The sequence below is a fragment of the Nonomuraea antri genome, from assembly GCF_013283785.1.
GTDB lineage: Bacteria > Actinomycetota > Actinomycetes > Streptosporangiales > Streptosporangiaceae > Nonomuraea > Nonomuraea antri.
Genome location: NZ_JABCPZ010000299.1, coordinates 1 through 11366, shown reverse-complemented (window position 1 = coordinate 11366; position 11366 = coordinate 1). Strand labels below are relative to the sequence as shown.

The window sequence follows — 11366 nt, the reverse complement described above, 5'->3', positions numbered from 1 at the left end:
AGGCCAAGCCTTCCCAGTCCGGCGAACAGTCGAACGCCCCCGCGCCCCCTCCCCCCGGTGAACCGTCCCACTTGGTCGAGCCGTCCGACGCCGGGTGGCCGGAGCCCGAAATGGCCGGATCCGCGGCCGACCCAGCGGAGTTCACGGAAGTCGCGCCCCTGGCCTTCGGTCTCACGGACCGTCCGTGGGCGCAAGACCGGCTCCCGCTGGCCTTGGACCTGGTCCACGGCGGCCACCTGCTCATCGCCGGCGCCGCCCGCAGCGGGAGATCGACGGCGCTGCGCACCCTCGCGGGCTCCATCGCCGCCCACGCCTCCCCCGCCGACGTGCACCTGCACGCCGTCGACTGCGGCTCGGGAGCGCTCCTGCCGCTGATGGCGATGCCGCACTGCGGCGCCGTCGTCACGCGTGACCAGGTCGACCGGGTCGAACGGCTGCTCGTCCGCATCCGTACGGAGGTCGGCCGCCGCCAGCAACTGCTGGCCGAGGCGGGGCACGCTTCGCTGGCCGAATACCGCCAGGCCGGGCACCGGCTGCCCTGGCTGGTGTTCATGCTCGACCGGTGGGAAGGCTTCGTCGCGGCGTTCGAGAGCTACGACTACGGACGCCTGATCGACGGAGTCCTCCAACTGCTGCGCGAGGGCCCGGCGGTGGGCTTGCGCGCGGCGGTGACCAGCGACCGCTCCGGCCTGCTCGGACAGGTTTCCACGGTCTTCGACGACCGTCTGCTCCTGCGCCTGGCCGACTCCGCCGACTATGGGCTCGCGGGCTTCCCGATCAAGGGCGTCCCCACCTCACTGCCGCCGGGGCGCGCGCTCTCGATGGGCGAGAACGGCATCGTCGAGCATCAGATCGCCCTCCTGTCCCCGGATCCGGCCGGACCTGCCCAGGTGGCGGCGTTGCAGGCGCTGGCCAGAACCGCCACGTCGGTCACGCCCGCCCGCCGGTCCGGCTCCCATGCCGCGCCGATCGGACGGGCCGGCTGGCACTGGGACGGAGAGCCACCCCTGCGTGTCGACGCGCTTCCCATGCGAGTCACCGCCGACCAAGCTTTCGACCTGGACCCGGGCTTCACCCCGCCGTCGCCGCTGTGGGGGCTGATCGGCGCCGGCGGCGACGCCCTGTCTCCACTCGGCATCGACCTGCTGGCCCACGGGCCGGGCGCCGTCATCGCGGGTCCGTCTCGTTCCGGCCGCTCCTCGGCGCTGCTGACGGCGGCGACGTCGCTGCTCACGCAGGGCACGCCGGTCATCGTCGTCGTACCTCGGCGAAGTCCGTTGAGAGAGCTCGACGGCGCCCTGGCCGTGCTCGACGGCAATGCCACCGACCTGCAGGAGCTGACCGCCGACCTGGAACGCTACGTGGTCGTCGTCGACGACGCCGAGCTGATCAGCCCCGACAGCACCTTGGGCGGCGCGCTGGAGGCCGTGATCAGATCGGGCAGAGACGGCGAACACGGGCTGCTGATCGCCGGAACGACCGGCGACCTCGCCAGCGCGTACCGGGGATACGTGGCGGAGGCCCGCAAGTCACGTACCGGGTTACTGCTGGCGATCCAGGGCCAGACCGACGGCGACCTGTTCAGCCTGCGGCTCCCACGCGGGGTCTCGGGCGGGCCGCCCGGTCGCGGCCTGCTCGTGACCACCGGCACCATCACCCCGATCCAAGCGGCCATCCCCGCCACCTCATAGCCCGAGCTGCGCCGTGGCGAGATGGCCCTGGTCCGCACCCGTGCGGTGCGGCCCTGGTCCGCGGCCTTGCGGTGCGGCCCTGGTCTGCGGCCTTGCGGTGCGGCCCTGGTCTGCGGCCTTGCGTGATGGCCCGGTTGGCAGCCTCGCGGGACAGCCAGGTCAGCGGCCTTGCGGGTCAACCGGGTCCGCAACCCCGCGAGACCGCCTGGCCCGCAGCCACTTGCGGGACAGCCCGGTTCGCGGCCTTGCGGGGTGGGCGGTGGTCGTCGATTCTGGCGCCAGACGTTCATCGGACAGCCGGGAGGCAGGCATGGAACTCACCGCCGAGCACTTCACCGCCCGGCTGCACGCGCTCGCCACACCGGAGGAGCTCGAGAAGATCCAGCGTTACTTCAAGACGGGCGAGGGTGACTACGCGGCGGGTGATGTGTTTCTCGGGATACGGATGGGCGAGGTGTTCGCGCTGGCCAAGGAGTTCATCGAGCTGCCGCCGTCCGAGATCGAGAAGCTGCTGGACGATCCCGTCCACGAGGTGCGGGCCGGGGCGCTCAGCGTCATGGACAAGCAGGCCCGCAGAAAGAGCACCTCCGCGGTCCGGCGCAAGGAGCTGTTCGACCTCTACCTGCGCCGCCTCGACAGGATCGACAACTGGGACCTGGTCGATGTGGCCGCCCCGCACGTCATCGGCGGCTACCTGCTGGACAAACCACGCGATCTGCTGGACGAGCTGGCTCGGTCGGAGAACGTCTGGGCCCGGCGCACGGCGGTCTACGCGGTGCTGGAGCTCGTCCGACGGGGGCAGCTCGACGACCTGTACCGGATCGCGGAGACGCTGCTCGGGGACGAGCACGACCTGATCCACAAGGCGGTAGGCGGGGTGCTGCGCGAGGCCGGCAAGAAGGACCGTCCGCGCCTGCTGGCGTTCCTCGACCGGCAGGCGGCGGCGATGCCCCGCACGATGCTCAGGTACGCGATCGAACACCTCGAACCGGAACAACGGGCGCATTACCGGGGCCTGAGGTAGCCGCCGACCCGCCCTTGAGCCCCTCGGCCCTTGGCTCGCCGATATGCCTGGTGCGCGGGCCGAATCCGTCGGCCGGAGGAGGGGCGGAGGCGCGGGTCAAGGGGCGTCGGTCGCTTCGCCGCCTGTGCGGGGCGGGTGGTCCTCGTCGGCGGGGAAGGCGAACATGCGGACGTACAGCGGCCGAGCGTCAGGCGGCGCGTCCTCCGCCGGGTGGCTGTACTTGAGCAGCAGGGCGATGTAGGCGTCGTGGAATTCGCTGAGTTCCGCCTTGGTCATGCGGGCGAGGCCGCGTGACGCCTTGGCCCAGTCGGGGTCGGCCCGGTAGGCGGCGGGGAAGCGTTCGAGGAGGGCGCGATCCTCGTTCATGCCGATTCGGTGGAACTCGGCGAGGACCGCGCGATCGGCCGGGGCCAGCTGGTCGGGGGTGGGGGCGCGCATGTCCCTGGGTCCGGGGACGCGGCGCCACCAGCGTTCGCGTCCGGTGGAGCGTTCGGGGATCTCTTCGATGAAGCCGTGCTTCTCGAGCTGGCGCAGGTGGTAGCTGGTCGTGCCGGTCTTCGCGCCGAGAAGTTCGCCGAGGGTGGTGGACGTGGCCGGACCGTGGATGGCGAGGTGGGTCAGCATGCTGCGGCGCATGGGGTGGGCCAGGGCCTTGAGCCTGTCCGGGTCGTGAAGCGTGTACGGCTCCTCATCCTTCATGAGGATCAGGCTAGTCCTACAGAACGATATCTGCAGACACCCCTTTGCCGAGATCTCTCTGCAGACTACCGTCGGCAATATGCGAAGGATCTGCGCCATCTCGGCCACCGCACTGTTACTGCTCGGCAGCCTGTCGGTTGCCGCCGCGGCCGCCTCCTCCCCTGCGGGAGCACCGCCGCCAACCGTCCCGAGGAACGGGACGGCCTCCTCGTCCGGGACGTTCATGCCGTCTGCGATCGCCGCTTCGACGTCGGACAGTTCCGCAACGGCGGACGCACTCGCCGGTCAACTGTCCAGCCTGTCGGCGACAGGCCGGAGCGCCGACGGCCGGGCGCGGGCGTTCAGCACGCCGGCGGACCCGTCCAAGCCGAAGACCGGACAACTGGCGATTCCGGAGGATCTGCGGGCGGTGGAGGTCGAGTTCACCGGCAGCGGCGGGCTCCCAATGCGCGGCACGGTGCTCAGCCCCGCCGCCCCAGCGAACGGGAGAACCGGAGCCGCAGAAGCGTCCGGGGCATCAACCGGATCGGACCGCGCAGATGCGGGCCACGCGGGGACGAGCCACGCGGATGCGGGTCGCGCGGGAGTGGGCGTCGCGGGTACGAGTGCGAACGCGGATGGTGCGGGCGCGGTCACCACGGGCGCAGACGCGGGCGTGCGCGTGGGCACGGGCACGGACGTGGCGGGCACGGACATGGCGGGCGCGGGCACCGCAGGCGTGGCGAGCGCGGACGTGAGCGCGGACGTGGCGAGCGCGGGCAGCCGGCCGAAGCCGCGCCTGCACCCAGGCGCCGTCCGCGTGCTGCGCGACCGGTACGGCATCGACGTCGCCGGGCGGCGTCCCCGGCAGCTCGACGCGCTGGCCGGCCACCGCTTCGACTACGTGATCACGCTGTGCGACCGAGTCCGCGAGGTCTGTCCCGAGTTCGCCGGCCGGCCGCGGCGCCTGCACTGGAGCATCCCCGACCCGGCCGCCACCGGCGGCGACGACGCCCGGGCGGCGCGCGACGCGTTCGACCGCACCGCCGCCGAGATCGACACGCGCGTCCGGTACCTGCTGCCCATCCTCGTCCACGCTCCATCTCAGGAGGTCCAGTCATGACATCGGCCGAGCCAGAGCGGTTCGCGAGCGTCCGTTACCTCGTCGACGACGTCCAGGCGGCCGTCGACTTCTACACCGCGCACTTCGGGTTCGCCGTGCGCATGAGCGCCGCGCCCGCGTTCGCCGACGTCGTCCGCGGCCCACTGCGGCTGCTGCTGTCGGGTCCGGCCAGCTCCGGCGCCCGCGCCACGCCGGAGGCGGCGCGCGGCCCCGGGCGCAACCGGATCCACCTCGTCGTCGGCGACCTCGACGCGGAGATCGCCCGGCTGAGCGCGGCCGGGCTCACCTTCCTCGGGGACGTCGTCTCGGGTCCCGGCGGGCGCCAGATCCTGCTCGCCGACCCGGCGGGCAACCTCGTCGAACTCTTCGAGCCCGCGGGCCGCCCGGAGTGACTCGGGTCGCGGATCGATATCAAAATATCAAAATCATTCAAGTTTTGAGACAGCGGTAGACGGTGGCCCTGGAGACGCCGAGCTCGGTGGCGATCTCCTCGGCGGCCCGGCCCGCCGCGTACAGCTCGCGGGCCCGCGCGACCTGGGCCTCGTTCAGCGCGGCCGGCCGTCCGCCGCTCCTGCCCCTGGCCCGGCCCCGCGCGGGCGTGAGGGTCCGACCTGGCGCGGGTGCGGCGGGCGGGTCGCCGAGCAGCGCCCTGGCGCCGTCGAGTATGAGGCTTCTGAGCCGGTCGGCGGGGACGTCGCGGAAGAGCACCACGGGATCGGCCAGCCCGGCCACCGCCTGTGAGGCGCGCACCCGATGCTCCAGGCCGCCGCCCGGGCCCGCCACCAGGTCGTTGGCCAGCGCGATCGCGGCTCTGAACCGATCGGCGACCGGCGCCTGCACCAGCAGCGTCATGTCCTTGACGAGCATGGTGAGCGTCTCGCGGTGACGCAGGTGCACGTCGACGTACCCCTCGACGGCCGCCCAGCGCACCCGCTCCGGGGCGCCGAGCGACTCGGCCGCGGCCAGCGCCTCCTCCAGTTCGTCCAGCAGCGGCAGCGTGAGCTCGCGCAGGATCTCCTCCTTGGAGTCGAAGTGGTAGTAGAGCGCGGCCTTGGTGATGCCCACCTGGTCGGCGATCGACTGCATGGACGTCGCGCGATAACCCCGGGCGGCGAACAGCGCCCTGGCGGCCGAGAGGATCCGCTCGTGTGTCAAGGATCTCACTTACCCGTGGTCAGTTCCGATCTAGAGTTTGCTTACCAACGGTAAGCCTAGCGGTCTTGGGGTTGATCCACATGTTCGAGCGGAAACGGGTGTCCTTCACCGTGGCCGGGGTCCGGTGCGCCGGATATCTTCACCTGCCTGCCGGGGCGGATCGGGTGCCCTGCGTGGTGCTCTGCCACGGCTTCAGCGGGACGATGGACCGCCTGCTGCCGTACGCCGAGCGGTTCGCCGCCGAGGGGTTCGCGGCGCTGGTGTTCGACTACCGCGGCTTCGGCGAGAGCGGCGGCGAGCCGCGCCAGCTCGCCGACCTGGACGGCCAGCGCGACGACATCAGGGCCGCGCTCGCCTTCGCCCGCGCCCACGAACGGGTCGATCCCGGCCAGGTCATGCTCTGGGGCAACTCGCTGGGCGGCGCGCACGCGATCGTCGTCGCGGCCGACGACCCGCACGTCACGGCCGTGGTCGCGCAGATCCCGTTCAACGGGTTCCCGAAGTCGGTCGACAACCGCGACACCGTCCGGACCCTGCGGGTGCTGGCCGCCATCCTCTGGGACGCCGCGCGCGGCAGGCTCGGGCTCAGCCCGTACTACATCCCCATGGTCGGGCGGCCCGGCGAACTGGCCGTCACCGCGACCGCCGAGGCCGACCAGCACATCAGGACCCTGACCGACGGAGACTCCGCCACGCTGTGGCGCAACAGCGTCGCCCCGCGTGCGCTGCTGCGCATGATGCGCTACCGGCCGGACGAGGCGGCGGCGCGGCTGGCCTGCCCGCTGCTCGTCTGCGTGGCCGCCGACGACCGGGAGACGCCGCTGGAGACGACGCGGGTGCTCGCGGACCGGGCGCCGCGCGGCGAGCTGCGCGTCTATCCGGGGACGCACTTCACCTTCTACACCGATCCCGGACTCAGGGAGCGTGTCGCCGCGGACCAGATCGCGTTCTTCCACCGCTTCTCGACCGAACCGGCCGGCTGACCCTGTGAGATGGCCGGGTGGGACGACGGGGCCGTGAGACGGGTCAGCCCGGGATCCGGACGGCGAGCATCGCGACGTCGTCGTCGTTGTCCGTGGGACGGACCCGGGACAGCAGTTCGTCGCAGACCCCGCCCAAGGGACGCTGGGCCAGCGCCGCGGCGTGCCGGCTCAGCCGGAGCATGCCTTCGTCCAGGGTGTGGCTGCGGGACTCGATCAGCCCGTCGGTGTAGAGCAGCAGGGTGGAGCGCGGCGGCAGGTCGGCGACCGTGTCGTCGCGGTCGACCGGCAGGCCGGTGCCCAGCAGCAGGCCGCTCGCGCCCTCCAGGTAGCGGGTCCGCCCGTCGCGCTCCACCAGGAGCGGCGGCGGGTGGCCCGCGTTGGTCCAGCGCAGCCGCCAGCCGTCCGCCGACGGTTCCACCCGGGCGAGTATCGCGGTGGCCATGGTCGTCTCGGCCATGCGTCCGGCCGCCTGGTCGAGGCGTTCGACGATCCTGCTGGGCGGTTCGTCCCGTTCGCCGGCGTAGGCACGCAGCATGTAGCAGATCTGCGCCATGCCGGAGGCGGCGTCGAGGTCGTGGCCGACCACGTCGCCGATCACCAGGCCGGTCGCGCCGCCGCCCAGCACGAACACGTCGTACCAGTCGCCGCCGACCTGCGAGGCGTGCGGCGCGGGCAGGTAGCACGCGCGCATCTCCAGCCCCGGCACGCGCGGGATGCGCGGCAGCAGGTGACGTTGCATGGTCTCGGAGACCCGGCGCTGCCGCTGGTACAGGCGGGCGTTGTCCAGGGCCAGCCCGGCCCGGCGGGCGATGTCCTCGACCAGCAGCAGGTCGCTCGTGGTGTACGCGCCGGGACGTTCGGCCCGGCCCAGCGTCAGCGCCCCCACCACGTCGCGCACGCCGCGGATCGGCGCGATGCTCGCCGAGTGGATGCCCGTCGCCTCGAACAGCTCCCGCTGGACGACCGCGATGCCCGAATCCGGCGGCCCCTGGTAGTCCTGCGGCCCGGCCAGGGCCGCGGTGACGCCGCGCAACGCCCGCGACAGGGGCATCGACGACTCCTGCGGCACCGGCGGCATCGCCCCCTCCAGGTCACGCCGGTGCGCCAGGGCGCCGTCCTCGTAGTGGACCACGGCGGCGCGTGACACCTCGCCCTCCTCGGTGAGCAGGTCCACCACCGCCCAGTCCGCCAGCAGGGGAACCACCAGGTGCACCAGCTGGCGCAGCGTCTCGCCCGGGTCCAGGCTCGCGGTGAGCGTCGTGGTGGTCTCGGCGAGCAGGGCCAGCCGGTCGAGCTCCGACAGCGACGAGGCCGGCACGGCGGGGGTCCGATCCGCCGCCACGCCCGGGTCGGAGGTGTGGAAGAGCACCAGGGCGCCGGTCGCGTCGTCGGCGATCCTGCACGGCGTCACCGTCCAGGAGATCGACAGCAGGGAGCCGTCGCCGCGTTCCCACCGCTCGTGCTCACCCTGGACGGTGATGCCGGACAGCAGCGGCCGCCGCATCGTGCACCGGCTGCGCGGCAGCGTCTCGCCGTGCCTGCCCCGGTGCAGCAGGTCGTGGCCGTCGCGGCCGAGCATGTCGGCGGCGGCGCGGCCGAGCAGACGCTCGGCCCGGGGGTTGACCTCGACGATCCGCCCCTGCTCGTCCACGACGAGCGTGCCCGCGTCGGACAGGTCGCGCAGGCTGCGCGGGCGTTCGCCCGCCACGGTCAAGGACCGTCCGGCGTCCCCCGGTTCGTTCATCGCCCCGGCTCTCCTTCCCCTCCCTGCCCTCCTACCCAGGACGAGCCGCTCCGACTGGTCAACGGCGCACGGTGTGGTCAGCGGCAGACCGTGCTGGTCAGCGGCGGACGGTGCTGGTCAGCGGCGGACGGTGATCGTGGCGCGCCGGACGGTGTGGTCGCCGCAGACCAGCCAGACCCGGTAGGCGCCGGACCTGGCCTTGGCGGAGATCGTCGTGCGCTGCGTCCAGGTGCCGGTCGTCCTGGCCGGCTTGATCGTGCGGTGGGTGAAGGCGCGGCTGGTCACCCAGCGGACGCCGCCGTCCGCGCAGCCCGCCGTCACGGTCACGACCCCGCCGGGACGGGCCGGGTTCGGCGCGACCTGAAGCCTGGTACCGGCCGGGCCGGCGGTCGGACCGGTGGTCGGCCTCGCGGTCGAACTGGACGACGGGGAGGGGGTGGGAACCGGCGCCGGAGTGGACGTCGGCACCGGGGTGGACGTGGGCGCTGCGGTGGACGTGGGCGCTGGGGTGGACGTCGGCCCTGCGGTGGACGTGGGCACCGGAGTGGGCGTCGGCGCCGGGCTCGGAGCGGGGGCGCCGTTCATGGTGAGCTGCACCTGCGCGGCCGCCGCCGTCTGCGAGACGAGCTTCAGCGTGATCCCCAGGTCCTTGATCGTCTTGCCGACGCCGAGCGGGGTGCTGCCCTTCTCCGTGGTCTCCGGCGTGGTGTCGACCTGGATCGCCTTCTGGTACGCGCCACTCCTGACCAGGTAGAGGATCACGCCCTCGGCCACGTCCACGTCCGGGCCGAAGCCGCGCCTGCGGCATTCGGCCACCAGGCGGTCGCCGTTGCTGAGCGGGATGTCCAGGAAGCGGCGGTTCTGGCCGTACAGCGGGGTCAGCGTGTACGTCCCCGACGACTGCGGGACGACGCGCTCGGCGGCGGTGTGCCAGCCCAGCTTGACCAGCGCGGGCGCGGAGAGCCCGACCTGCGGCCCGCCGCCGCCCATGACCGAGCTCTTGCCGCGGTAGCCGGCGTCGGCGCAGTTCGACAGCGTCCCGGCCGGGCACGCCTGGGTCGGCTCGTGGCTGAGCCCGAAGTTGTGCCCGATCTCGTGGACGGTGCCTGCGACGCTGTACCCGTCGGGCATCCAGCTCGTCGGCCCGCCGACCGAGGCCAGCCCGGCCCAGCCGCAGCCGCCCGACGGCATGATGAACGACACGTGCTTGAACGCCTTCGGGTCCAGCCCGTTCGCCTTCATCTTGGCTTCACCCAGCGTCCTGATCTTGCCGGTGTCGCAGCCCGCGGGCATGTCGAGCAGCCACGGCCCGAACACCCCGGCCTTGCCCGGCGCGGGCGCGAGCGTGGTGCGCCCGCCGGAGGAGGCCGCGAAGTAGGTCGCGACGGACAGGCCGGAGCCGAAGAAGACGGACTGGGCCTTGGCCACGGCCGCGGCCTTGTCGGGGTGGCGTTTGTCGGTGAAGTCGACGAGCACGACCGCGGTCGGCCGCGGCACGGGCGCCGTCCCCGCCGCAGCGGCGGTGGCGGTGGCGGGCAGGGCGAACGTCGGCAACGCGGCGAGTACGGCGGCGGCGAGCGTACGGCGCTTCATACGAGACGGCCTCCAGAGGGGGGAAGATCGACCTGAGAAGCCTATTGATCACGTATGCGAGAGTCCGGAAAGCGCCTTCCGCTTAATCGCCGCTTCAGGAAGATTTAGGGAAGTCTCTGGCCCGAGACGATGTTGACCTCAAGTGGGCTCGGGGTTACCGGCTGATGACCATGAGCCAAGAGACAGCGGTAGTTCTTGGACCCGGCGGGATGCTGGAGACGGCTGCCGGACTCGCCGCCGGGTTACGGTACGAGGGATTCGACCTCGCGAAGGCCGATCCGACCACCGACACGTCGGCCGGGTTACGGCGCAAGGGGTTCGACCTCGCGAAGGCCGATCTGGCCATCGGCACGTCGGCCAGGGCGATCGTCGGTGCGATGCCGGCCGCGGACCAGGACCGGAACGGCTCGCGGTGCTGCCGAATCGGGCGGTGGGCCTGCGGTCAAGACCGATCACGTACGCCCGGCCGAGGTGTTCGCCATCCTCGGCGACTCCCCGCTGGAGCCGACCGCGACTCTACGCCGGGTCGGCAGTCTCGCGCTCGCCGCCGAAACCGGCCCCGAGGAGGCGCATCTAACGCGAATGGAGTTCCTGATTGGGCTCGCGAATGACCCGAGGCCAGGTTGCTGATCCCCGCGCTGGATGTCGAAACCGGCGAACCGCGCGGACGGTGATCGTCATCGAACGGCTGGCCCACCTGTTCCCGTCGAGCCTGCCACAGCACACGACAGCGGTACGGCCCGGCCGCGCAGAAAGCCCTCGGCGATCTCGACAACCGCGCCGCTTGGTCGCCGGTCTTTCAAGCGGGGTACGGCAAGCAGCCAAGGCCGCCGAGCTCATCGAGCCGCATTCCGGTTTCAAGCGACTGCCTTCACGCGTCAGTCAATGCCAGACCCGCTCCAGCAGCTTCGCCTGCACACAGCCGACGCGACCACAACGCCCGCACCCCGCGGACCCGGCATGTGGGCCCCGCAGCTCACGGATCTTCCGCTGCACCAGGCGGTCGGCCAGCCACTGTGCGGCCAGCATCGGCGGCACCATGGCCAGACTCACCCCGAACGCCACCCTCGCCGTCTGCCGCAACCACGAACTCAAGCCGGCGGACGTCCAGCCGATCCAATCGTCGGCGAACAGAGCCACGACCGATACCGCGAAGACCGTCGTGATCAAGCCGCCCGCCACGCGAAACGCTCCGTAGATCACCCGCAGCCCACCAGGGGTCATACTTCGACTTTAGGCGCGCCTCGGCGATTCCTGAATGGGAGGGGAGGGCGCACGGTCATGCTCGTCGAACGAGGGCCACCGCGCACAACCGCGCGGCCGGCCCAGGCGCGAGCTTCTCGCCCCACCTCCTCAGCCCTCCCCCGGACCCCGC

General features: G+C 72.2%; 10 protein-coding genes. 5 read left to right on the top strand and 5 right to left on the bottom strand.

Going from position 1 to position 11366, the window contains the following annotated elements; translation table 11 throughout:
• Both HII36_RS49420 and HII36_RS49415 read left to right on the top strand, forming a co-directional pair.
• Positions 1 to 1691: FtsK/SpoIIIE domain-containing protein (locus tag HII36_RS49420; protein WP_268959807.1), on the top strand; the 1691-nt coding region annotated here is incomplete at its 5' end.
• A gap of 310 nt (positions 1692 to 2001) precedes the next feature.
• Positions 2002 to 2715 (top strand): DNA alkylation repair protein, encoded by a 714-nt coding sequence (locus HII36_RS49415; protein ID WP_173530344.1) that lies wholly within the window; start codon positions 2002 to 2004, stop codon positions 2713 to 2715.
• Between the two features lie 96 nt (positions 2716 to 2811).
• Here HII36_RS49415 and HII36_RS49410 read toward each other — a convergent pair whose 3' ends face one another.
• Positions 2812 to 3414, bottom strand: coding sequence for an ArsR/SmtB family transcription factor (locus HII36_RS49410; protein WP_173530343.1), 603 nt, complete (start codon positions 3412 to 3414; stop codon positions 2812 to 2814).
• 655 nt (positions 3415 to 4069) lie between these two features.
• Between HII36_RS49410 and HII36_RS57460 the strand changes: the two genes are divergently transcribed.
• A complete protein-coding gene (locus tag HII36_RS57460; protein WP_328808245.1) occupies positions 4070 to 4516 on the top strand; it encodes an arsenate reductase/protein-tyrosine-phosphatase family protein in 447 nt (148 codons plus the stop codon).
• Positions 4513 to 4908 (top strand): VOC family protein, encoded by a 396-nt coding sequence (locus HII36_RS49400; protein WP_173530342.1) that lies wholly within the window; start codon positions 4513 to 4515, stop codon positions 4906 to 4908. The genes HII36_RS57460 and HII36_RS49400 overlap by 4 nt, the downstream gene beginning before the upstream one ends.
• A 37-nt stretch (positions 4909 to 4945) precedes the next feature.
• On the opposite strand, the gene HII36_RS49395 is transcribed toward HII36_RS49400, so the two are convergent.
• Complete coding sequence (locus tag HII36_RS49395) at positions 4946 to 5680, bottom strand: TetR family transcriptional regulator (protein WP_173530341.1); 735 nt, start codon at positions 5678 to 5680, stop codon at positions 4946 to 4948.
• A 71-nt stretch (positions 5681 to 5751) separates the two neighbouring features.
• On the opposite strand from HII36_RS49395, the gene HII36_RS49390 reads away from it, so the two are divergent.
• Entirely contained in the window at positions 5752 to 6654 is a 903-nt protein-coding gene (locus HII36_RS49390) for an alpha/beta hydrolase (RefSeq protein ID WP_173530340.1), read from the top strand.
• 43 nt (positions 6655 to 6697) lie between these two features.
• Here HII36_RS49390 and HII36_RS49385 read toward each other — a convergent pair whose 3' ends face one another.
• The 3 genes from HII36_RS49385 to HII36_RS49375 all read right to left on the bottom strand — a co-directional run bounded on the left by HII36_RS49385 (position 6698) and on the right by HII36_RS49375 (position 11215).
• Positions 6698 to 8398: a SpoIIE family protein phosphatase gene (locus HII36_RS49385; protein ID WP_173530339.1), complete on the bottom strand. Its 1701-nt coding sequence runs from the start codon at positions 8396 to 8398 to the stop codon at positions 6698 to 6700.
• 117 nt (positions 8399 to 8515) lie between these two features.
• Positions 8516 to 9991: a metallopeptidase domain-containing protein gene (locus HII36_RS49380; protein WP_173530338.1), complete on the bottom strand. Its 1476-nt coding sequence runs from the start codon at positions 9989 to 9991 to the stop codon at positions 8516 to 8518.
• A gap of 882 nt (positions 9992 to 10873) precedes the next feature.
• The gene (locus HII36_RS49375; protein WP_173530337.1) at positions 10874 to 11215 is read right to left on the bottom strand and encodes a hypothetical protein; all 342 of its coding nucleotides are present in this window, start codon (positions 11213 to 11215) and stop codon (positions 10874 to 10876) included.
• Positions 11216 to 11366 lie beyond the last annotated feature (151 nt).

Excerpts from the sequence above, each read along its gene's own strand:
- HII36_RS49415 (WP_173530344.1), top strand. The coding sequence starts at position 2,002 with ATGGAACTCACCGCCGAGCACTTCACCGCCCGGCTGCACGCGCTCGCC.
- HII36_RS49410 (WP_173530343.1), bottom strand. The coding sequence starts at position 3,414 with ATGAAGGATGAGGAGCCGTACACGCTTCACGACCCGGACAGGCTCAAG.
- HII36_RS49400 (WP_173530342.1), top strand. The coding sequence starts at position 4,513 with ATGACATCGGCCGAGCCAGAGCGGTTCGCGAGCGTCCGTTACCTCGTC.
- HII36_RS49390 (WP_173530340.1), top strand. The coding sequence starts at position 5,752 with ATGTTCGAGCGGAAACGGGTGTCCTTCACCGTGGCCGGGGTCCGGTGC.
- HII36_RS49385 (WP_173530339.1), bottom strand. The coding sequence starts at position 8,398 with ATGAACGAACCGGGGGACGCCGGACGGTCCTTGACCGTGGCGGGCGAA.
- HII36_RS49380 (WP_173530338.1), bottom strand. The coding sequence starts at position 9,991 with ATGAAGCGCCGTACGCTCGCCGCCGCCGTACTCGCCGCGTTGCCGACG.
- HII36_RS49375 (WP_173530337.1), bottom strand. The coding sequence starts at position 11,215 with ATGACCCCTGGTGGGCTGCGGGTGATCTACGGAGCGTTTCGCGTGGCG.